This is a genomic window from Streptomyces boncukensis, assembly GCF_011045075.1.
Taxonomy (GTDB): Bacteria; Actinomycetota; Actinomycetes; order Streptomycetales; family Streptomycetaceae; genus Streptomyces; species Streptomyces boncukensis.
This window is the reverse complement of record NZ_JAAKZZ010000096.1, coordinates 1-18,577: the sequence shown is the minus strand read 5'-3', so window position 1 is coordinate 18,577 and position 18,577 is coordinate 1. Positions and strand designations below refer to the sequence as shown.

General features: G+C 72.9%; 22 protein-coding genes. 11 read left to right on the top strand and 11 right to left on the bottom strand.

Annotation, left to right across the window (positions count from 1 at the left end):
* Window positions 1-389, bottom strand: a 389-nt coding sequence (locus G5C65_RS12235) for a YybH family protein (RefSeq protein WP_165298801.1), incomplete at its 3' end; no start/stop codon positions are given.
* A gap of 68 nt (window positions 390-457) precedes the next feature.
* Here G5C65_RS12235 and G5C65_RS12230 point away from each other — a divergent pair.
* Complete coding sequence (locus G5C65_RS12230) at window positions 458-874, top strand: winged helix-turn-helix transcriptional regulator (protein ID WP_338146344.1); 417 nt, start codon at window positions 458-460, stop codon at window positions 872-874.
* 106 nt (window positions 875-980) lie between these two features.
* On the opposite strand, the gene G5C65_RS12225 is transcribed toward G5C65_RS12230, so the two are convergent.
* Window positions 981-1,952: a helix-turn-helix transcriptional regulator gene (locus G5C65_RS12225; RefSeq protein ID WP_165298800.1), complete on the bottom strand. Its 972-nt coding sequence runs from the start codon at window positions 1,950-1,952 to the stop codon at window positions 981-983.
* A gap of 62 nt (window positions 1,953-2,014) precedes the next feature.
* Between G5C65_RS12225 and G5C65_RS12220 the strand changes: the two genes are divergently transcribed.
* Both G5C65_RS12220 and G5C65_RS12215 read left to right on the top strand, forming a co-directional pair.
* A complete protein-coding gene (locus G5C65_RS12220) occupies window positions 2,015-2,368 on the top strand; it encodes a YybH family protein (protein WP_165298799.1) in 354 nt (117 codons plus the stop codon).
* A 263-nt stretch (window positions 2,369-2,631) separates the two neighbouring features.
* Window positions 2,632-3,126 carry a tectonin domain-containing protein gene (locus G5C65_RS12215; protein WP_241265736.1) on the top strand — a complete coding sequence of 165 codons (495 nt, stop codon included), beginning with the start codon at window positions 2,632-2,634 and terminating at the stop codon, window positions 3,124-3,126.
* 32 nt (window positions 3,127-3,158) lie between these two features.
* Here G5C65_RS12215 and msrA read toward each other — a convergent pair whose 3' ends face one another.
* From msrA to mca, 3 genes are read right to left on the bottom strand one after another with little or no spacing between them, the layout of a single operon-like run.
* Window positions 3,159-3,824 carry a peptide-methionine (S)-S-oxide reductase MsrA gene (msrA, locus tag G5C65_RS12210; RefSeq protein WP_165298798.1) on the bottom strand — a complete coding sequence of 222 codons (666 nt, stop codon included), beginning with the start codon at window positions 3,822-3,824 and terminating at the stop codon, window positions 3,159-3,161.
* A 20-nt stretch (window positions 3,825-3,844) separates the two neighbouring features.
* Window positions 3,845-4,078: a hypothetical protein gene (locus tag G5C65_RS12205; RefSeq protein ID WP_165298797.1), complete on the bottom strand. Its 234-nt coding sequence runs from the start codon at window positions 4,076-4,078 to the stop codon at window positions 3,845-3,847.
* A gap of 4 nt (window positions 4,079-4,082) precedes the next feature.
* Window positions 4,083-4,940, bottom strand: coding sequence for a mycothiol conjugate amidase Mca (mca, locus tag G5C65_RS12200; RefSeq protein WP_165298803.1), 858 nt, complete (start codon window positions 4,938-4,940; stop codon window positions 4,083-4,085).
* Between the two features lie 189 nt (window positions 4,941-5,129).
* On the opposite strand from mca, the gene G5C65_RS12195 reads away from it, so the two are divergent.
* Both G5C65_RS12195 and greA read left to right on the top strand, forming a co-directional pair.
* Window positions 5,130-5,555: a DUF4307 domain-containing protein gene (locus G5C65_RS12195; protein WP_165298796.1), complete on the top strand. Its 426-nt coding sequence runs from the start codon at window positions 5,130-5,132 to the stop codon at window positions 5,553-5,555.
* A 186-nt stretch (window positions 5,556-5,741) separates the two neighbouring features.
* Window positions 5,742-6,239, top strand: a complete 498-nt coding sequence (greA, locus tag G5C65_RS12190) for a transcription elongation factor GreA (protein WP_165298795.1) — start codon at window positions 5,742-5,744, stop codon at window positions 6,237-6,239.
* Between the two features lie 133 nt (window positions 6,240-6,372).
* Here the strand turns inward: greA and G5C65_RS12185 are convergent, their stop codons facing one another.
* The 3 genes from G5C65_RS12185 to ilvA all read right to left on the bottom strand — a co-directional run bounded on the left by G5C65_RS12185 (window position 6,373) and on the right by ilvA (window position 9,651).
* The gene (locus tag G5C65_RS12185) at window positions 6,373-7,236 is read right to left on the bottom strand and encodes an ABC transporter permease (protein WP_165298794.1); all 864 of its coding nucleotides are present in this window, start codon (window positions 7,234-7,236) and stop codon (window positions 6,373-6,375) included.
* Window positions 7,233-8,228, bottom strand: coding sequence for an ATP-binding cassette domain-containing protein (locus tag G5C65_RS12180; protein WP_165298793.1), 996 nt, complete (start codon window positions 8,226-8,228; stop codon window positions 7,233-7,235). The genes G5C65_RS12185 and G5C65_RS12180 overlap by 4 nt, the downstream gene beginning before the upstream one ends.
* A 193-nt stretch (window positions 8,229-8,421) precedes the next feature.
* Window positions 8,422-9,651, bottom strand: coding sequence for a threonine ammonia-lyase (gene ilvA / locus G5C65_RS12175; protein ID WP_165298792.1), 1,230 nt, complete (start codon window positions 9,649-9,651; stop codon window positions 8,422-8,424).
* A gap of 191 nt (window positions 9,652-9,842) precedes the next feature.
* On the opposite strand from ilvA, the gene G5C65_RS12170 reads away from it, so the two are divergent.
* From G5C65_RS12170 to G5C65_RS12160, 3 genes are all read left to right on the top strand, one after another.
* Window positions 9,843-10,397 carry a MarR family winged helix-turn-helix transcriptional regulator gene (locus tag G5C65_RS12170; RefSeq protein WP_165298791.1) on the top strand — a complete coding sequence of 185 codons (555 nt, stop codon included), beginning with the start codon at window positions 9,843-9,845 and terminating at the stop codon, window positions 10,395-10,397.
* A gap of 75 nt (window positions 10,398-10,472) precedes the next feature.
* Complete coding sequence (locus G5C65_RS12165) at window positions 10,473-10,970, top strand: sigma factor-like helix-turn-helix DNA-binding protein (RefSeq protein ID WP_165298790.1); 498 nt, start codon at window positions 10,473-10,475, stop codon at window positions 10,968-10,970.
* A gap of 4 nt (window positions 10,971-10,974) precedes the next feature.
* The gene (locus G5C65_RS12160) at window positions 10,975-11,220 is read left to right on the top strand and encodes a hypothetical protein (protein ID WP_165298789.1); all 246 of its coding nucleotides are present in this window, start codon (window positions 10,975-10,977) and stop codon (window positions 11,218-11,220) included.
* 140 nt (window positions 11,221-11,360) lie between these two features.
* Here the strand turns inward: G5C65_RS12160 and G5C65_RS12155 are convergent, their stop codons facing one another.
* Window positions 11,361-12,500 (bottom strand): cystathionine gamma-synthase, encoded by a 1,140-nt coding sequence (locus G5C65_RS12155; RefSeq protein ID WP_165298788.1) that lies wholly within the window; start codon window positions 12,498-12,500, stop codon window positions 11,361-11,363.
* Window positions 12,501-12,605: 105 nt separating this feature from the next.
* Between G5C65_RS12155 and G5C65_RS12150 the strand changes: the two genes are divergently transcribed.
* Window positions 12,606-13,814 carry a hypothetical protein gene (locus tag G5C65_RS12150; protein ID WP_165298802.1) on the top strand — a complete coding sequence of 403 codons (1,209 nt, stop codon included), beginning with the start codon at window positions 12,606-12,608 and terminating at the stop codon, window positions 13,812-13,814.
* A gap of 224 nt (window positions 13,815-14,038) precedes the next feature.
* On the opposite strand, the gene G5C65_RS12145 is transcribed toward G5C65_RS12150, so the two are convergent.
* Window positions 14,039-14,575 (bottom strand): GNAT family N-acetyltransferase, encoded by a 537-nt coding sequence (locus G5C65_RS12145; RefSeq protein WP_165298787.1) that lies wholly within the window; start codon window positions 14,573-14,575, stop codon window positions 14,039-14,041.
* Between the two features lie 519 nt (window positions 14,576-15,094).
* Between G5C65_RS12145 and G5C65_RS12140 the strand changes: the two genes are divergently transcribed.
* Window positions 15,095-15,244, top strand: coding sequence for a hypothetical protein (locus tag G5C65_RS12140; RefSeq protein WP_206441692.1), 150 nt, complete (start codon window positions 15,095-15,097; stop codon window positions 15,242-15,244).
* Between the two features lie 78 nt (window positions 15,245-15,322).
* A complete protein-coding gene (locus G5C65_RS12135; protein WP_165298786.1) occupies window positions 15,323-17,362 on the top strand; it encodes a thioredoxin domain-containing protein in 2,040 nt (679 codons plus the stop codon).
* Between the two features lie 109 nt (window positions 17,363-17,471).
* On the opposite strand, the gene G5C65_RS12130 is transcribed toward G5C65_RS12135, so the two are convergent.
* Window positions 17,472-18,128 carry a TetR/AcrR family transcriptional regulator gene (locus tag G5C65_RS12130; RefSeq protein ID WP_241265735.1) on the bottom strand — a complete coding sequence of 219 codons (657 nt, stop codon included), beginning with the start codon at window positions 18,126-18,128 and terminating at the stop codon, window positions 17,472-17,474.
* Window positions 18,129-18,577 lie beyond the last annotated feature (449 nt).

The window sequence follows — 18,577 nt, the reverse complement described above, 5'->3', positions numbered from 1 at the left end:
CCGCCTGCCCCCCTTGCCCCGTCCGGGCTGTCGATGACGTACCGCCAGCGGCCGTCCGCGCCGCGCCGCGCCACGTCCGTCGCCGTCCCGGTGCGGCGCACGGGCCGGCCGCCGGGCCCGGTGCCGTCGATCTCCCAGTCCACCACCAGCAGCGCGACGTCCCCGGCGGTGTGGACCTGGCGCGGCCGTACGGTGATCGGCAGGCCGAGGGCGAGGAAGCCGGCGTTCTCCCGGGCGATCTCGGCCCGGGAGCGCGCCACCTGCCCCGACGGGGCGACGAACACGGCGTCGGCCTCGTACATCTCCGCGACCGCCGAGGGGTCGCCGCTGTTGAACCGCTCCGCGAAGACGAAGGGGACGTCCGCCGCCTCCTGTGCGTGTCTGTGCATGGCCGCACCGCGTCCTTACGCTCGGGGGAAACCGTCAGTGACGAGAGCCGACGATAGGAGCCGCCCGCGTGACTCACCCAATGGTCAGCTGCGATGCCCGGCGCCCGCGGCCGGGCGCAGCCCCCGGGCTGCCCGACGACCCCCGCGCGGAGGTGGCGGCCCCCTCGCCGTCCTGCCCGGTGGAGATCGCGCTGGACGCGCTGCGCGGCCGGTGGACCACGCTCGTCGTCCGGGAGCTGCTGCGCGGCCCGCGGACGTTCAGCGAACTGTCCGGGGCGCTGCCCGCGCTCTCCGGCAAGGTGCTCACCGACCGGCTGCGGCACCTCGGCCGGGCAGGGGTGGTGCACCGCGAGCGCACGGCGGGCTGGCCCTCCACGGTGCGCTACGAACTGACCGCGCGCGGCCGGGAGCTGGGGCCCGTCCTGGAAGCCCTGTGGCACTGGGGCGCGCTGCCCCGCTCCGACAGCCCGCCGGGGAACGCTTAGCGCTCGCCCCGCGTCCGGGCCCGAGGCGGGGTGCCGCCGCGCTGTGGACGGACGGCGGGGCACCCTTCCGGGCACCTGCGCGAACTCTTCGACGGTCAGCAGCGCCCTACGCCCCGTAGCGGGTGGCGATCGCGGTGGCGCGGGCGCGCAGGGAGTCACGCAGCCACTGCGGGGCCAGGGCCTCCGCGTCCGTGCCGAGGCGCCACAGCGCCCACTCGGCGTGCCGCCGGTCCTGGAAGGTCACCTCCAGCCGCAGCAGGCCGTCGTCCGCGCCGGCCTCCTCGGCGAGGACGGCCAGCGCGGTGCCCACCAGGTCCGCACGCCGCGCCGGGTCCATCCGCACCCGTACGGCGACCTGGTCGCCGCCGGTCCGAAACCGTGCGCTGCGTTCCTGCCAGATCCGGGCCAGGTCGACCCGGTCCGGCCGCTGCGCCGGCTCGTCGAGCTCCTCGGCGGCCAGGATCCGCGACAGCCGGTAGGTGCGGTCCGCGCCGGACCGCGTGGCCAGCAAGTAGCCCTGGCCGCGCACGGTGACCAGGCCGACCGGGTCGACCGTGCGCCACGTCGGGTCCCGGTCCGCCGGCGCGTAGCGCAGGCGCAGCCTGTGTCCGGCGAACACCGCGCGCCGCACCTCGGCCACGACGGCGTCGGGCACCTCCTCGGCAGCCGGCCGGCGTGCGAGGAGGTCGGTCTCCGGATCGACGAGCAGCCGCTGGGCCGCGCCGGCCGCGGTGGCCCGATGGCTCTCGGGCAGCGCGTCCACCACCTTGCGCATGGCCGAGGCGAGCGCAGCGCCGAGCCCGAACGCCTGCGCGCCGCGCCGCGATCCGGCGACCAGCAGGGCGAGCGCCTCGTCGTGGTTCAGTCCGGTGAGCTCGGTGTGGAACCCGGGCAGCAGCGCGAAGCCGCCGTGCCGGCCGCGCTCGGCGTAGACCGGGACGCCGGCCGCGGACAGCGCCTCGATGTCCCGCAGCACGGTGCGGGTGGACACCTCCAGCTCACGGGCCAGCGCGGTCGCGGAGAGCCGGCCGTGCTGCCGCAGCAGCAGTACCAGCGATACCAACCGGTCGGCGCGCATACGGGAACTCTACCGAGATACGTGACACACAGTGTCGTGTATACGTTGCGAGGCTGCTCCGCATGACCGACAAGAAGACGGCCACTGAGCCGAACGACCTGGGCAGATACTTCATCGAGCGCGCCAACGCGGGCGACGTCGACGGACTGGTGGCCCTCTACGAGCCGGACGCCGTGCTGGCGTTCCCGCCGGGCAACCTCGCGCGGGGCCACGCGGAGATCCGCGCGGTGTACGAGCAGTTCGTCGCGGCCGCGCCGGTGCTCTCGCCGGGCAGCCAGCACCCGGCGCTGGTGACCGGCGACCTGGCGCTGACGGCGACCACGCTGACCGACGGCGACGTGATCGTCGAGATCGCCCGGCGCCAGCCGGACGGGACGTGGCTGTGGGCCGCGGACCAGCCGACACTCGCGACGTAGCGGGACGGAGCGGGACGGCGTCCGCCCCCCCGGGGCGGACGTCAATCACGCGCAACGTCCATCACTCTTATGCGTTACGGCGAAGTTCGGCCACGAAGGCTCGGGCGGCCGTCGGCCCATGGCCGCAACGTGGCGGCGACAGCGCTTCAAACATCTTTTTTCCGCCTATGTGAGTAGGTAGTCCGCATATTGTGCCGTTCGGGCGCCTGTCCTTCCCGGGAAGGGTCCAGGGCACAGGACCTCCGAGGAAAGGCAGGTGCCCGATGCCCGAGTGGGTCAAGATCTCTGGCGGTCTCGCGGCCATCGCGGTCGGGTCGCGGACCAATGTGTGGGGAGTCAACTCCAGCGGCAACGTCTACAAGTTCTCCGGGAACGACGCGGGCGATCCCAGTCCGTGGGTGCAGATTCCCGGTGGTCTGGCGGATATCGGTGCGGGTGCTGATGGGACGGTGTGGGGGGTCAACAGCAGCGGGAACATCTACCGCTACGCCGGGGACCAGAACATCCAGGGTTCGTCGCGCTGGGTTCAGATCTCGGGTGCGCTCAACCGCATTGCGGTCGGGTCGCGGACCAATGTGTGGGGGGTCAGCGCCAACGGGAACATCTACAAGTTCTCCGGCAACGACGCCGGAGACCCCAGCCCCTGGGTGCAGATCCCCGGAGAGGCGGTCGACATCGGGGCCGCCGCGGACGGCACCGTCTGGCACGTCAACAGCAGCGGCGGGATCTACCGCTACGCCGGAGACCAGCCTGGCTGATCCGTGCAGCCCGCACCGGGAGGCGCCCCGGGTCAGTCACCGGCTGCCGCGACCCCCACCGGGCAGGCGACGCCCGTGCCGCCGATGCCGCAGTAGCCGGCGGGGTTCTTGTCGAGGTACTGCTGGTGGTACGCCTCGGCGGGGTAGAAGGGGCGGCCCTCGGCCGGGAGGAGTTCCGTGGTGATCGTGCCGTGGCCGGCGGCCGTGAGGACCTGCTGGTAGGCGGCGCGGGAGGACTCCGCCTCGGCGGCCTGCGCGTCGGTGTGGGTGTAGAGCGCGGAGCGGTACTGGGTGCCGGTGTCGTTGCCCTGGCGGAAGCCCTGGGTGGGGTCGTGGTTCTCCCAGAAGCGCTTGAGGAGGGCGGCGTAGGAGACCTTCGCCGGGTCGTAGACCACGCGGACGGCCTCCGTGTGGCCGGTGAGGCCCGAGCAGACCTCCTCGTAGGTGGGGTGCGGGGTGCTGCCGCCCTGGTAGCCGACGAGGGTCGTCCAGACGCCCTCCGTCTGCCAGAACACGCGCTCGGCGCCCCAGAAGCAGCCCATGCCGAAGTCGGCGGTCTCCAGTCCCTCCGGACAGGGGCCCGCGAGCGGGGTGCCGAGGACCGTGTGGCGCTCGGGGACCGCGTACGAGGGCTCCGGGCGGCCCTTGAGGGCCTCCTCGGGGGCGGGGAGGTGGTTCTTCGCTCTGCCGAACAGCATGGGTGCTCCCTGGGGTACTGCTAAGTGGTGGGCTTGGGCTGCTGGGGCGGCGTCGGCTGGTCCTTCGGCTGCTCCTCGAAGTCGACGCGCTTCATGTGCTTGGTCATCGACTTCAGCAGGAACCAGACGGCCACGCCGATCGCCGCGAAGACCAGGAAGCCGAGGACGCCGGGTGTGACCTTGTTCTCGTCCAGATCCTTCGCCAGCGGAAGGATCTGGACTGCCACCGAGTGTGTGGTCTGCGTCGCGCTCATACGGTCAATTGTCGCGGATGCCGGCGAAGAGGTCGCCCTCGGGGAGGGAGGTGGCCACGCGGGACTTCGCCAGCTCGTACTCCTCCGTCGGCCAGACCTCCCGCTGGAGGTCCATCGGCACCCGGAACCAGCCGCCGTCCGGGTCGATCTGGGTGGCGTGGGCGATCAGTGCCTTGTCGCGGATCTCGAAGTACTCGCCGCAGGGCACGTGGGTGGTCAGGGAGCGCTCGGGCATGCCCATCTTCTCCCAGCGCTCCAGCCACTCCGTGTACGGCGAGTCCAGGCCGCGGTCGAGCATCCCCTGGTGCAGGGCCTCGGTGCGGGCCCGGTTGAAGCCCTGGTTGTAGTAGAGCTTCTGCGGCTCCCAGGCCGGGCCGAACTCCTCCTCCGGGTACTTCTCGGTGTCGGCGGCGTGCTCGAAGGCCACCATCGAGATCTTGTGGGTCATGATGTGGTCGGGGTGCGGATAGCCGCCGTTCTCGTCGTAGGTCGTGATCACCTGCGGGCGGAAGGAGCGGATCAGCTTCACCAGCTCGCCGGCCGCCTCGTCCACGTCCTGCAGCGCGAAGCAGCCCTCCGGGAGCGGCGGCAGCGGGTCGCCCTCGGGCAGCCCGGAGTCCACGAAGCCCAGCCAGGACTGCTTGACGCCCAGGATCTCCCGGGCCTCGTCCATCTCTTTCTTGCGGACCTCGTGAATGTGCTCCTCGACATAGGTGTCCCCCTGGAGCTTGGGGTTGAGGATGGATCCGCGCTCGCCACCCGTACACGTCGCGACCAGCACGTCCACCCCCTCGTCGACATACTTCGCCATGGTCGCCGCGCCCTTGCTGGACTCGTCGTCGGGGTGCGCGTGCACGGCCATCAGTCGCAGTTCAGGCAGTTGTCTCAAGACTCATCCTCATAAGGTCAAAGTGGCCCCGCCTCGGCCCGGTACCGGGGGCTTCGCGGGCGGCTTCTATAGTGACCGAATCGGCACCTCGATGTATTCCCCGTTCCCCCGCATCCCGGGTGCCCGCGTGGAACCCGTACGAGGCTGCGAGAGGAACCGACCATGGGTGAGGAGCACCAGGGCGTTCCGGCCGGGCGCTACGGGCGGCGCTCCGGGGGGTACGGCGCGGGCGGCGACGCGCGCACCGACCGGCGGCTGAAGCTCGTGGGCGCGGTGCTGGGCGCGGCGCTGCTCGGGGTGGTCGCGTGGTTCGGTGTCAGCTACATCACGGGCAAGGACGTCAGCGGCGAGTTGATCAAGTACAAGGTGGTCTCGGACCGCGAGGTCGAGGTGCACCTGGAGGTCCGCAAGGACGCCGGCGTGACGGGTGTGTGCACCCTGCGGGCCCGCTCCGAGGACGGCGCCGAGGTCGGGCGCAAGGCGGTTACGGTGGAGAGCGGACCCGGTCGCGTCGACAAGGTGGTCGGGATGCGGACGACGGGCCGCGCCACCGGCGCCGAGCTGGTGGGCTGCGAGAAGGGTCAGTAGCCGCGAGGCGGGTAAAAGAGGCTGGTGGGGCCCGGTGCACGGGCCCGCCGGCGGGGCGGCCGCGAGGTCCTGTCCTTCTTCCCTTTTCCGCCGGAATTGTTAAGCTCGTGGTTTCGCCCACCTGAGAAGGCGCAGCCTTCCTGGTAGGGCGTTGCTTTATATCCCCAGTACCGACGAGGAGCACCTGTGACCCAGACCAGCGACAACGTCACCTGGCTGACCCAGGAGGCGTACAACCAGCTCAAGGCCGAGCTGGAGTACCTGTCGGGTCCTGCCCGCACCGAGATCTCCAAGAAGATCGAGGCCGCTCGCGAGGAGGGAGACCTCCGCGAGAACGGCGGGTACCACGCGGCCAAGGAGGAGCAGGGCAAGCAGGAGCTGCGGATCAGGCAGCTGCAGCAGCTGCTGGAGAACGCCAAGGTCGGAGAGGCCCCGGCGGACGACGGTGTGGTGGAGCCGGGCATGGTCGTGACCATCGCCTTCGACGGGGACGAGGACGACACCATCACCTTCCTGCTGGCCTCCCGCGAGTACGCCAGCTCGGACGTGGAGACGTACTCTCCGCAGTCGCCGCTGGGCGCCGGGGTGAACGGGAAGAAGGTCGGCATGGACGCCGAGTACGAGCTGCCCAACGGCAAGATGGCCTCGGTGAAGGTCCTCGCCGCCAAGCCGTACCAGGGCTGACGTACCCCCGCGACGCCCCGCTGCGCACCATGCGGCCGGCCCCCGCCCGGGGGCCGGCCGCCGTCGTGTGCGCGGTGCGCCCCCGGATGGTGCGCCTCCGGATGGTGCGCCTCCGGGCGGTGTTCCCCGGGCGTCAGGCCGTCGCCGAGCGGTACTTGCGTACGGCCAGGGCGCGGAAGACGGCGATGATCAGCACCGACCAGAGCAGCGAGGCGAGCACCGGGTGCTCCATGGGCCACGCGTCGGGCACCGGATAGCCCGGCGGGAGGTTCCCGAACAGGTCGCGGCAGGCCACGACGGTGGCGCTGAACGGGTTCCACTCGGCGATGTGCTGCAGGAACGACGGCATGTTCTGCGAGGGCACGAAGGCGACCGAGATGAACGTCAGCGGGAACAGCCAGATCAGCCCGCCGGAGGTGGCCGCCTCCGGGGTGCGCACCGACAGTCCGATGAGGGCGCCGATCCAGGTGAAGGCGTAGCCGAGCAGGAGCAGCAGGCCGAAGCCCGCGAGCGCCTTGGGGATCCCGTCGTGCGCCCGCCAGCCGACGAGCAGTGCGACGACGGCGAGGACGACCAGCGTCAGCGCCGTCTGCACCAGGTCGGCCAGGGTGCGGCCGGTGAGGACGGCACCGCGGGTCATCGGCAGCGAGCGGAAGCGGTCGATGAGGCCCTTGTGCATGTCCTCGGCGATGCCCGCGCCGGCGCCCGCCGTGGCGAAGGTGACGGTCTGCGCGAAGATGCCCGCCATCAGGAACTCGCGGTAGGAGCTGGCGCTGGTGCCGGCGCCGGGGATGGTGATCGAGCCGCCGAAGACATAGCTGAACAGCACCACGAACATGATGGGCTGGATCAGCCCGAAGATCACGACCTCCGGGATCCGCGCCATCCGGATGAGGTTGCGCTTGGCCATGACCAGCGAGTCGGTGACGGACTGGGCCGCTCCGCCCCGGCCCCGGGGCGCCGTCGCCGTGGACACGGTCTCGGTGGTGGCGGTCACTTCGCGGCCTCCTCTCGCTCGTCGTCCGCGGTCTCGTCCTCGGCGGCGTGCCCCGTCAGGGAGATGAACACGTCGTCGAGGGTGGGCCGGCGCAGCCCGATGTCGTCGATCTCGATGCCCTCGCCGTCCAGCTCGCGGATCACCTCGGCCAGCAGCTTGGCGCCGCCGGCGACCGGGACGGTCAGCTTGCGGGTGTGCTCCTCGACGGTGCAGCCGTCCTGGGCCGGGCCCGGCAGGGCGTGCCGCTCCAGGATCCCGCGCGCGGTGGATATCCGGTCGCGCTCGTGGACGACGACCTCGATGCGCTCGCCGCCCGTCTGGGCCTTGAGCTGGTCGGAGGTGCCGCGTGCGATCACCTTGCCGTGGTCGACGACCGCGATGTCGTGGGCGAGGCGGTCGGCCTCCTCCAGATACTGGGTGGTCAGCAGCAGGGTGGTGCCGCCGGCGACCAGTTCCTCGATGACCTCCCACAGGGACTGCCGGTTGCGCGGGTCGAGCCCCGTGGTCGGCTCGTCCATGAACATCACGGGCGGGCTGACCACCAGCGCGGCGGCGAGGTCGAGCCGGCGGCGCATACCGCCGGAGTACGTCTTGGCGGTGCGGTCCGCGGCGTCGGCGAGGTTGAAGCGCTCCAGGAGCTCGGCGGCCCGCCGCTTCGCGTCCCGGGCGGACATCTGGTAGAGCTGGCCGACCATCTGGAGGTTCTCACGGCCGGTCAGATACTCGTCCACGGCGGCGAACTGGCCGGACAGGCCGATCGAGCGGCGCACCGTGTTGGGGTGCTTCAGGACGTCGATCCCGGCGACCTGCGCGCTGCCGCTGTCGGGGCTGAGCAGGGTGGTGAGGACCCGTACGGTGGTGGTCTTTCCGGCGCCGTTCGGCCCGAGCAGGCCGAGAACCGTGCTCTCCGGCACATCGAGATCGACACCGTCCAGAGCCCTCACATCGCCGAAGTTCTTCACCAGACCCTCGGCATAGATTGCACCTGGCATTGCTGGACTCCCAGGAGTGTGGGATGAGCTTGAGAAAATGCTAGATCCGCCGGATAAAACCGGCATGTACGGATGATGTGGAGGGGTGCGCCACAGCGCCGCAGCAGTATGGAATGACGCGATGTATCGCGTCAAGTCAGTCGCGATAGCTCGCGTCCCGCCGGCGGGCGCGGTCCCGGCAGCCGGACACCGGTCAGCTCATCACCGTGTACCCCGCGGCACGCAGCGACGACGCGACGTCCACGCAGTGCTCCGGCCCCTTGGTCTCCAGATGCAGCTCCACCTCCGCTTCGTCGAGCCCGAGCCGGGGATCCGTCCGGACATGGCTGATGTCGAGGACGTTAGCGTCCACCACTGACAACTCCCGCAGGAGCGACGCCAGGGCACCCGGCCGGTCCGTGACGCGCAGCCGCAGCGACAGATAGCGGCCCGCGGCCGCCATGCCGTGCCGCAGCGTCCGCTGCAGCACCAGCGGATCCACATTGCCGCCCGAGAGCACCGCGACCACCGGCCCCTCGAACCCCCCGGGCTCCGCCAGCAGCGCGGCCACCGGGCTCGCGCCCGCGGGCTCCACCACCAGCTTCGCGCGCTCCAGACAGAGCAACAGCGCGCTGGAGAGCGCGTCTTCGGACACCGTACGGACCTCGTCCACCAGAGCGCCAACGATTTTGAACGGCACATCCCCGGGCCGCCCCACCTTGATCCCGTCCGCCATGGTGGACACCGACTCCAGCGCCACCGGGGCCCCGGCCGCCAGCGACGGCGGATACGCCGCCGCGCCCTGCGCCTGCACCCCCACCACCCGCACATCCGGCCGCAGCGCCTTGACGGCGACCGCGATCCCCGCGACCAGCCCGCCGCCGCCGACCCCCACGACGACCGTGCGCACCTCGGGGCACTGCTCCAGGATCTCCAGCCCCACCGTGCCCTGCCCGGCCACCACATCGGGATGGTCGAACGGGTGGATGAACACCGCGCCCGTCCGGGACGCGTACTCCTGCGCGGCCCGCAGCGTCTCGTCCACCACATGCCCGTGCAGCCGCACCTCGGCGCCGTAGTCCCGGGTCGCCGCCACCTTCGGCAGCGGCGCTCCCACCGGCATGAACACCGTCGAGCGCACCCCCAGCAGCGAGGCCGCCAGCGCGACGCCCTGCGCGTGGTTGCCCGCGCTCGCCGCCACCACGCCCCGCGCGCGCTCCCCGGCCGGCAGCCCGGCGATCCGCACATACGCGCCGCGCAGCTTGAACGAGCCGGTGCGCTGCAGGTTCTCGCACTTGAGCTGCACCGGAGCCGCCACCAGCGACGAGAGGTGACGGCTGCCCTCCAGCGCGGTCACCCGGGCCACCCCGTCCAGGGCCTTGTGCGCGAGCCGGACGTCGTCCAACGTGACCCCGCTGGGGCCGGAAGCGGTGCTGGTGCCCATACCGCAAGTCTCGCAGCACTGGTCGCGGCGGCTCTCGGCGGACTGCGTATCGTCACTCACAGGTCACTGGTTCGTGCAGCGACGGTACGCCCGGCGCTCACTCCGCGTACTCTGTGCGCACCATCCCGTACCCCGCACGTACTGGAACGCTGGTAACCCTTCCGAAGACCAAAGAAGCGAGCGACCCAGCCATGCCCACGCACCCGGACATGACGACAGACCCCACCGACGACACCCACGACACTGCCCCGCCGCCCGAGGAACCGACCCCCCTCGCCGGCAGTGCCGTCTTCGACGCGATGCAGCACCAGCTCGCCGTGTTCGCGCGGCGCGCCGAGCAGACCCGGCTGGGCGGCCTCGGCCAGGCCCGCAACTCCATGGACCGGGCCGCCTACCTGCTGCTCAACAGGCTCGACCAGGAGGGGCCGATGGGCGTCAAGGCGCTCGCGGCCGGCATGGGGATCGACTCCTCGACCGTGACCCGGCAGGTCGCGCCGCTCGTCGAGTCCGGCCTGGTCAAGCGGACCTCGCACCCCGAGGACGGCCGCGCCGTCGTGCTGCAGCTCTCGCCGCGCGGCCAGGCCCGGCTGGAGGAGGTCCGCTCCTCGCGCCGCGAACTGATGCAGGTGGTCACGGACGACTGGACGGACGAGGAGCGGGAGACGTTCTGCGCGCTGCTCACCCGCTTCAACACCGCGCTGCTCGGCATCAGCCCCGGAGCGCCGGACCAGCCGCCCGCCTCTTGATTTGATCAGCGGGCCTGCCGTCCCCTGGACATGCCGACCAGCTGACTGAACGGGCCGTCGGCAGGAAGGCGGGCGGTGCGAGAGCGGCGGGCACGAGACGAGCGCCGCCGCGCCCGGGAGTTCGACGCGTTCGTCGCGGGCGCCGGCGGGAGGCTGCTGCATGCCGCCACGCTGCTCACCGGTGAACGGCCCGGCGAGCGGCCGGGCGCGGTGCCCGGGGCGCAGCGGCTGCTCGTCGGCGCGCTGGCGCGCACCTACGCCGAGTGGGACCGGATGCGCGGCGGGGATCCCTACGAGTACACCCGGCAGCAGCTCGCCGCCCGCTTCGCGCGCGCCGCCTGGCGCCACCGGCGCCCGCGCGGCGGGGTGCTTGCCGGGCTGGCGCCGCAGGAGCGGCTGGTGCTGGTGCTGCGGCTGTACGAGGGCGTCGCCGAGGAGCAGACCGCCGCGACGCTCGGACTGCCCGTGGAGCGCGTCCGCACGCTCGCCACCCGGGCCATGGCCACCCTGCTGAGCACGCCGCCCGCCTCGGGGCCCAGGCCCGGCGCCGTGGTGGCCGAGGGGGTGACGTAGCGCCGTGCCGCTGCCGGACCGCAAGGAGCGGGAGGTGCGCCGGATGCTGGACGGCGTCCAGCCGCTGCCGCCCGAGCTCGGTGAGCGCGCCCGTGCGCTCGGCGCCCGCGTGGACCGGCGGCGCCGGGTGCTTCGGCGGTGCGGCTGGCTGCTGCTTCTGCTCGTCGTGCTGGCCCTGGTGGTCTGGGCGCTGGTTGCCGACCCCTGGTCGACGGCACCCCCCGAGACGACCCCACCGGTGAGCTGGTGAGCCGGTGAGCCGGTGAGCCGGTGACCTGGTGACCTGACTCCGGGAGGGACTGCCCCTCGCTGACGCGTCGCGGTCCGCGGGTGATCTGTGGCTGGTCGCGCAGTTCTCCCCGCCAGGGGCGCGGAGAACTGCGCGAGCGACTAGCCGAGCGCCTGGGTCAGGTCCGCCAGCAGATCCTCCTGGCTCTCGATGCCCACCGACAGCCGGACGAGGTCGTCCGGCACCTCCAGCGCCGAGCCCGCCGCGGACGCGTGCGTCATCCGCCCGGGATGCTCGATCAGCGACTCCACCCCGCCCAGCGACTCACCCAGCGTGAACAGCCGCGCACGGTCGCAGACCGCGACCGCCGCGTCCTCGCCGCCCGCGACCCGGAACGACACCATCCCGCCGAACGCCCGCATCTGCTTGGCGGCGACCTCGTGCCCCGGATGCCCGGCCAGGCCCGGGTAGAAGACCTCGGTCACCTGCGAGTGGGCCTCCAGCAGCTGTGCGACGCGGGACGCGTTGGCGCAGTGCCGGTCCATCCGCACGGCCAGCGTCTTGACGCCGCGCAGCACCAGCCACGCGTCGAACGGGCCCGCCACGGCGCCCATGGAGTTCTGGTGGAACGCGAGCTCCTCGCCCAGCTCCGGGTCGCCGACCACCAGCGCGCCGCCGACCACGTCCGAGTGGCCGCCCATGTACTTCGTGGTCGAGTGCACGACCACGTCCGCGCCCAGCGCCAGCGGCTGCTGCAGATACGGGCTCGCGAAGGTGTTGTCGACGACCAGCCGGGCGCCCGCGCCGTGTGCGATCCGGGCGACGGCGGCGATGTCCGTGATGCCCAGCAGCGGGTTGGACGGCGTCTCCACCCACACCAGCTTGGTGCGGTCGCGCAGCGCGGCACCCACGGCGGCCGGGTCGGAGGTGTCGGCGACGGACCACTCCACCCCCCACCGCTCGGCGACCTTCGCGAAGAGGCGGAACGTGCCGCCGTACGCGTCATCCGGGATCACCACGTGGTCGCCGGGGACCAGGGCCGTCCGCAGCAGGCAGTCCTCGGCCGCGAGCCCCGAGGCGAAGGCGAGGCCGCGCCGCCCGCCCTCCAGCGCCGCGAGGTTCTCCTCCAGCGCCGTGCGCGTCGGGTTGGCCGAGCGGCTGTACTCGTAGCCGCCGCGCAGCCCCCCGACGCCGTCCTGCTTGTAGGTGGACACCTGGTAGATGGGCGGGACGACGGCCCCCGTCGCCGGGTCGGCCTCCTGGCCCGCGTGGATGGCGAGGGTCTCGAAGCTCTCAGTCATGAGGCGAGGGTAATGCCGGGCGCGGTGGCCGTACCGTGGAGGCAGGGCGTCCTCGCCGGGCCGCCCGTCCCGCCCGTACGCCGTGAGCCCGTGGAGACCGACGCGATGGAAGCCCTGCTCCTGCTGATCGCCCTCGCTGCCCTCGTGGGCGTGGTGGCCGTTCCCGCGATGCGCCGCCGGCGCCTGCGGCGCGAGGCCGTGGGCCGGGGCGCGGGGCCGGTTCCGTATCCCGCCGACCCGTCGGCCGGATACGGCTTCGTGCCCGCCGACGAGCTGGATGTGCGCCTTCCCGGCCCTGACCGGGAGCTGGTCGAGGCGCTGGAGGAGGCCCAGCGCGGCCAGGACTGGGAGCCGGTCGCGCGGCTGCTGGCACTCACCGGGGACGAGTACGAGCTGCGCTGGCAGCGGGTGCAGTCGCTGGCGGGCGCCGCGGCGATGGAGCTGGCCCGGTCCCGCGCGGCGGCGGCCGGCGCGGACGCCGGGCAGGACGCGCCGCAGGCCGCGGGGCAGGACGGCGCGGTGTCGTTCCGCAAGGAGTCCCCCGGCCCCTCCGTGGCGCGGCGGGACGCCCGCTGGCTGCGCGACTGGCGCGCCCAGCGCCCCGGCGACGTGGGCGGCGCGCAGGTGTACGCGCAGTTCCTGGTCTGGCAGGCGCTGGGCGACCCGTCCTCCAGCGACTTCCGGATCGTCCTGGAGGAGGCCCGCAACGTCGCGCACGACGCCGCGAAGCTGGCTCCCGAGGACCCGGTGCCGCACATCACCGAGCTGCTGATCGCCCGCCATCTCGGCTACCGGCAGGCGGACTTCGAGTCCCTGTGGTCCACGGTCCGCCGCCTCGCGCCGCACCACATGGGCGCCCACCTGGCGGCGCTGCCGTACTGGTCCGAGAAGGGCAGCGGCTCCAAGGAGCAGGCCGACGCCTTCGCGCAGACCGCCGCCGCGCACGCCCCGGAGGGCAGCCTGCTGCCCTCGCTGCCGCTGTTCGCCGCGTACACCCACCTGCCCGATGTGAACCTGGTGCGCGGGCTCTACCAGAGCGCGGAGATCGGCAACGCCATCGAGGCCGCCGAGTTCGCGGTGGACCAGGTCGAGGACGACCACCCGGTGCGCCCGCACGTGCTGCACATGCTGGTCTGGTTCCTGGTGCGGGCCGAGCGGTACGCCGAGGCGATGGAGGCGCTGTCCGTGGTCGACGGCCATGTGGGCGCGCTGCCCTGGGTGGACGAGGGCGACCCAGGCCAGGCGTACGCGGCCTACCGCGCGCTGGCCATCGCGGGCTGGGAGGCCACGGGCGGGGAGCGGGCCCCGCACTAGGCGCCCCGTCCGGCGGGTCGTGCCGGGTCGGGGCTCGGGGCTGTCCCCTGTTGCGCGTCGCAGTCTGCGGGTGCTCCGTGGCTTGGCGTGCGGTTCCGCGCGCCCCTCGGGGGCGCACGGATGTGCCCCGGCAGGGGCGCGGGGAACTGCGCGACCGGCCACAGAGCACCCGCAGACTGCGACGGAACGGCAAGGGGCAGCCCCGACCCGGCAAGCTCCGTCCGCTATCCGGCCGGCTTCCACTCGTGGGCGAGGAGCCCGAGCACCACCTCGTCCAGGAACTCGCCCAGCACCCAGGCCGAGGAGCGCAGCACACCCTCGCGGACGAAGCCGTTGCGCTCCGCCGAGCGCAGCATCGCGGTGTTGTCCGACAGCGTCTCGGCCTGCAGCCGCTGCAGGCTGCGCACGACGAATCCGTAGTGGCACAGCGCCGCGACCACGTCGGTGCCGTAGCCCTTGCCGCGGGTGGACGGCAGCAGCCCCAGGCCGATGTGCGCGCACCGGTTGTGGCTGTCGATGTCCCACAGCGTCGCGGTGCCGATCAGGGTGCCGCCCTCCAGCTCCACCACGGAGAACTGGACGCGCCCCTGCTCCTGGTCGTCCACCACGAGCCGCGGGTCCTTCGACTCGGGCGTGATCGGCCGCCATGGGCCGCCCTCGGCCCGCGCGGAGTTGACCACGTCGTCGTAGAGCTCGGCCCGCAGGACCGGGATGTCGTCCGCATGCCGGGCCCTGAGCCCGATCTTGCCGCTTGTGAGCATGCACGCTTCCTATCCGACCGGCCGAGCCCGCGGCAAACGGATTGCGCCGGGGGACCATACGCGCGCCGCGATCCTGTGGCGCGTCCCGACACGGGGCCCGGGTCGCGCACGCCGGCCGGGGCCCGAACCTGCCGCGTGCTCAGTCGACTCGCAGCCCAGCATGCGCATGATAGAGGGGGCCGTAGTCCGCGCCGCTCTGATTCGGAGTGGTCGGGTCGTGGCTCTGGAAGAAGAGAATCACGCTCGATCTGATTCCGGGTGCCTGGCGCGCCACCGCGTCGAAGGACGCGGCTCAGCTGAGGGGCGGGCATGGGTCCACACCGCCCCGGCAGCAGCACCCCGGGCACTTCCGGGCGCTGAGCTCGCCCTGCCGCTCGACGTTCCCTTCGAGCAGGTCGAACCGTTCTACGCCGCATACCGCACCTTCGGCGCACTGATCGACAGCGCCCGCTTCAAGCTGGCCTTCAAGACCACCGACGGCGACCTGCCGCCCGCGACCACCCCTTCTACCAGGCCACCGTGGACTTCTGCGCCCACTACGACCAGAACTCCTTCGACCCCGACTACCCCGGTGAACCCCTGGAGTTCTTCGAGTCGATGGTCCGCCGCATCCTCTCCCCCTCCAGGCTCCCCGCACCGGGGGCCCGGCCCGCCGGCCCGGAACGCTAGTGCCGTGGCCGGGCCGCGAGCTCAACGCGCGGCCGGCTGCGCTTGGGCGGGGCGGACCGCCTCTGCGACGATGCCGGTATGAACCGCCTGGCCCGCTCTCAGTCGCCGTATCTGCTCCAGCACGCGGACAACCCGGTCGACTGGTGGCCCTGGACGCCGGAGGCGTTCGAGGAGGCCCGGCGGCGCGACGTGCCCGTGCTGCTGTCGGTCGGCTACGCCGCGTGCCACTGGTGCCATGTGATGGCGCACGAGAGCTTCGAGGACGAGGAGACCGCCGCCTTCCTCAACGAGCACTTCGTCTCCGTCAAGGTGGACCGCGAGGAGCGTCCCGACGTCGACGCGGTCTATATGGAGGCCGTACAGGCCGCGACGGGGCAGGGCGGCTGGCCGATGACCGTGTTTCTGACGCCGAGTGCCGAACCGTTTTACTTCGGCACCTACTTCCCGCCCGCCCCCCGGCCCGGGATGCCCTCGTTCCGGCAGGTGCTCGACGGCGTGCGGACCGCGTGGGCGGAGCGGCACGACGAGGTCACGGACGTGGCCGGGCGCATCGCCCGGGATCTGTCGGGCCGCGCCCTCGGCTACGGTCCCGACCGGATGCCGCGGGCGCCCGGGGCCGAGGAGGCGGGAGGGGCGCTGCTGGAGCTGACCCGGGAGTTCGACGCGGTGCGCGGCGGGTTCGGCGGGGCGCCGAAGTTCCCGCCGTCCATGGTGCTGGAGTTCCTGCTGCGGCACCATGCGCGCACCGGCTCGCGGGGCGCGCTGCAGATGGTGGAGGCGACCTGTGAGGCGATGGCCCGCGGCGGGCTGTACGACCAGCTCGGCGGCGGCTTCGCGCGCTACTGCGTCGACGCGGAGTGGACCGTGCCGCACTTCGAGAAGATGCTCTACGACAACGCGCTGCTCTGCCGGGTCTACGCGCACCTGTGGCGGACCACCGGCTCCGAGGCGGCGCGCCGGGTGGCCGTGGAGACCGCGGACTTCATGGTGCGGGAGCTGGGCACCGCGCAGGGCGGCTTCGCCTCCGCGCTGGACGCCGACAGCGACGACGGCACCGGTACGCACCGCGAGGGCGCCTTCTATGTGTGGACCCCGGCGCAGCTGGCCGAGGTGCTGGGCGAGGAGGACGGGGCGCTGGCGGCGCGGCGCCTCGGCGTGACCGACGAGGGCACCTTCGAGGCGGGCGCCTCCGTGCTGCGGCTGCCCGACACGGAGGGCGAACTGCTGGACGCCGCCCGGCTCGCGTCCGTGCGGGAGCGGCTGCTCGCCGCCCGCGAGCGGCGGCCCCGGCCGGGCCGGGACGACAAGGTGGTCACCGCCTGGAACGGCCTCGCCGTCGCGGCACTCGCCGAGACCGGCGCCTACTTCGACCGGCCCGACCTGGTCGCCGCCGCGAGAGCCGCCGCCGAGCTGCTCGCGACCGTGCACACCGACGGCGGCCGCCTGGTGCGCACCTCCCGGGACGGCAGCGCCGGGAGCAGCGCGGGCGTGCTGGAGGACTACGCGGACACCGCGGAGGGCTATCTCGCCCTCTACGCCGTCACCGGCGTCCAGGAGTGGCTGTCGCGCGCCGGCGCGCTGCTGGAGACGGTGCTGGCCCGCTTCACCGCGGACGACGGGTCGCTGTTCGACACGGCGGACGACGCGGAGCGGCTGATCCGCCGCCCGCAGGACCCCACGGACAACGCGGTGCCCTCCGGCTGGGCCGCCGCCGCCGGCGCCCTGCTGTCGTACGCCGCCTACACCGGGAGCCGCCGGCACCGCGAGGCGGCCGAGCGCGCGCTGGGCATCGTCCGCGAGCTGGCCACCCGGGCCCCGCGGTTCGCGGGGTGGGGGCTGGCCGTGGCGGAGGCGCTGCTGGACGGCCCGAAGGAGGTGGCCGTGCTGGGCGGGCCCGGCACTCCCGGGGGCGCCCAGCTGCACCGGACCGCGCTGCTGTGCACCGCGCCGGGCGCCGTGGTGGCCTGGGGGGAGCCGGCGGAGGAGTCGGCCGTGCCGCTGCTGCGGGGGCGCGGGCTGCTGGACGGGCGGGCCGCCGCCTATGTCTGCCGCGGTTTCGTGTGCGAAGCGCCGACGGTGGATGCGACGGTGCTGGAGAGCCTGCTGCGCGCGGAGTGAGCGCGCCCGGCGCGCGTGTCCCGGCGCCGGGCACGGGGCGCCGGGTACGTGCGCACCGCCCCCCGCCCGGCCCCGATGCGCTGGTGCGCCGGTCTCAGAGGGTCAGGTCTCAGAGGGTCAGGCCGCGGTCCAGGACGTCCAGGGCCCGGGTGACCAGCGCCTCCAGCTCGGTGAGGGTGCCCTGCTCCGGGCTGTCCGAGTCGATCCAGCTGAACATCGCCTCGGTGAGCGCCCCGAGCATGGCTCCGGTCACGATGCGCAGCTCCAGGTCGTCCACGGGCCGCCCGGTGCGGTCGGAGAGGGCGCGGGCGAGGACGCGGCAGGTGTTCGCGGACTGCTCGCTCATCCGGGCGCGCAGCGCGGGCACCTCGCGGATCAGCCGCATCCGCTGCAGGGCCTCGGCGGCGTCCGCCTCGACGATCCGGGCGAGCGAACTGTAGAGCGCCTGGCGGAGGGCGGCGATCGGGGGCTCGCCGGCCGGGCGCTCGCGCAGGGTCTCCTCGACCACGGGGTCGTGCTCGTCGGTGAGCACGATGTCCTCCTTCGTGGGGAAGTAGCGGAAGACCGTGCTGGGGGAGACCTCGGCGGCCTCCGCGATCTGGTCGACGGGGGTGGCGTCGTACCCCTGCTCCTCGAACAGCCGGTACGCCGCGCGCCGGATGGCCTGGCGGGTCTGAATCTTCTTCCGCTCGCGCAGTCCGGGCTTGGCGGCGGCACAGGGCGCGGGGGGAGGCGGGGACGCGGAGTCTGTACGTGCGGAGGCCATGAATCTCATTCTCGTGCATGCGGCTGTGCCGGGGCCATGCCCCGACCGCCGCGAGGGCCGCCCGCGGAGCGATCTGGCCGGACTTGATCGGGCCCGGTGTGCGGGCGCTGTGAGAGGTCCGTGAGGGCCCTGGCCGGGTGGCCGCCGGTCCCGCCGTCGTCACCCGGCGTGGTGTCGGCCATACCGGTTGCGTCTGGACAGATAACCTCTAGGCTCGCATGATCAGATGAGCATAAGCGGTACCGGATGAGCGGACAGGTCGCCCCAGGCATCCGGGCCGCGGCCCCCAAGGGGCACGCTGCGTCACCGCGGGCTCCGCCGCGTCACCGCCGGGGTCCGTGGACAACACCAAAACCCTCGACTGTCTGGAGCGATCGTGGCGCGCAGTACTGCGGCTCCCACCCCTTCCGTCCCGTCCGCCTCGTCCCCGTCCCCGTCCCCCGCCGACC

Excerpts from the sequence above, each read along its gene's own strand:
- G5C65_RS12180 (WP_165298793.1), bottom strand. The coding sequence starts at position 8,228 with ATGCCAGGTGCAATCTATGCCGAGGGTCTGGTGAAGAACTTCGGCGAT.
- G5C65_RS12155 (WP_165298788.1), bottom strand. The coding sequence starts at position 12,500 with ATGACTGAGAGCTTCGAGACCCTCGCCATCCACGCGGGCCAGGAGGCC.
- G5C65_RS12150 (WP_165298802.1), top strand. The coding sequence starts at position 12,606 with ATGGAAGCCCTGCTCCTGCTGATCGCCCTCGCTGCCCTCGTGGGCGTG.
- G5C65_RS12225 (WP_165298800.1), bottom strand. The coding sequence starts at position 1,952 with ATGCGCGCCGACCGGTTGGTATCGCTGGTACTGCTGCTGCGGCAGCAC.
- G5C65_RS12170 (WP_165298791.1), top strand. The coding sequence starts at position 9,843 with ATGCCCACGCACCCGGACATGACGACAGACCCCACCGACGACACCCAC.
- mca (WP_165298803.1), bottom strand. The coding sequence starts at position 4,940 with ATGGCCGTGCACGCGCACCCCGACGACGAGTCCAGCAAGGGCGCGGCG.
- G5C65_RS12220 (WP_165298799.1), top strand. The coding sequence starts at position 2,015 with ATGACCGACAAGAAGACGGCCACTGAGCCGAACGACCTGGGCAGATAC.
- ilvA (WP_165298792.1), bottom strand. The coding sequence starts at position 9,651 with ATGGGCACCAGCACCGCTTCCGGCCCCAGCGGGGTCACGTTGGACGAC.
- G5C65_RS12195 (WP_165298796.1), top strand. The coding sequence starts at position 5,130 with ATGGGTGAGGAGCACCAGGGCGTTCCGGCCGGGCGCTACGGGCGGCGC.
- G5C65_RS12215 (WP_241265736.1), top strand. The coding sequence starts at position 2,632 with ATGCCCGAGTGGGTCAAGATCTCTGGCGGTCTCGCGGCCATCGCGGTC.
- msrA (WP_165298798.1), bottom strand. The coding sequence starts at position 3,824 with ATGCTGTTCGGCAGAGCGAAGAACCACCTCCCCGCCCCCGAGGAGGCC.
- G5C65_RS12145 (WP_165298787.1), bottom strand. The coding sequence starts at position 14,575 with ATGCTCACAAGCGGCAAGATCGGGCTCAGGGCCCGGCATGCGGACGAC.
- G5C65_RS12130 (WP_241265735.1), bottom strand. The coding sequence starts at position 18,128 with ATGGCCTCCGCACGTACAGACTCCGCGTCCCCGCCTCCCCCCGCGCCC.
- G5C65_RS12205 (WP_165298797.1), bottom strand. The coding sequence starts at position 4,078 with ATGAGCGCGACGCAGACCACACACTCGGTGGCAGTCCAGATCCTTCCG.
- G5C65_RS12135 (WP_165298786.1), top strand. The coding sequence starts at position 15,323 with ATGAACCGCCTGGCCCGCTCTCAGTCGCCGTATCTGCTCCAGCACGCG.